The sequence below is a fragment of the Variovorax sp. Soil_C_19 genome (assembly GCF_057657255.1).
On sequence record NZ_JBDGIV010000041.1, the window covers coordinates 1 to 469 of the forward strand.

The window sequence follows — 469 nt, forward strand, 5'->3', positions numbered from 1 at the left end:
ACGAAGTCGTGGTCGGTCTCGCCGTACTGCACCTGGAACTCGCGCGGCGGGTAGCTGCGCGTGGCGCGCACATCGAACGCCAACCCGTACTTGCCGAGCACCTCGCGCACGATGTCCAGCACGTTCTGGTTCTGGAAGATGCGGTAGTCGCTGGTGCGCGTGGCCAGCGTGAGCCAGGGCTCGATCACGGCCTCGTACAGCGCGCGCCGGTTCTCCAGGCGCAGGAAGCGCACGCGCGTGACGAGGCCCGAGAGGTGGCGCTGGGCCGGGCCGCTGCCCGGGCGCCCGTCGAGCACGATGTGCGCGGTGAGCGGCTCGCCCACGAGCTGCTTGATGGCGACGTTGGCGGCCTGGCGCTCGTTGTAGCCGGGCTGCTCGGGGGTGGCCAGGGTGAGGGTGTAGCGAAACAGCGTGCTCAGCCCCTCGTCGCCCTCGATCGCGACGGGCTCGAGCGCCGGCTCGCCGCCCA

At 71.2% G+C, this 469-nt stretch carries 1 protein-coding gene; it reads right to left on the bottom strand.

Going from position 1 to position 469, the window contains the following annotated elements; all coding sequences use genetic code 11:
* Positions 1-469, bottom strand: a 469-nt coding sequence (locus AC3A6R_RS27130) for a contractile injection system protein, VgrG/Pvc8 family (protein WP_487866180.1), incomplete at both ends; no start/stop codon positions are given.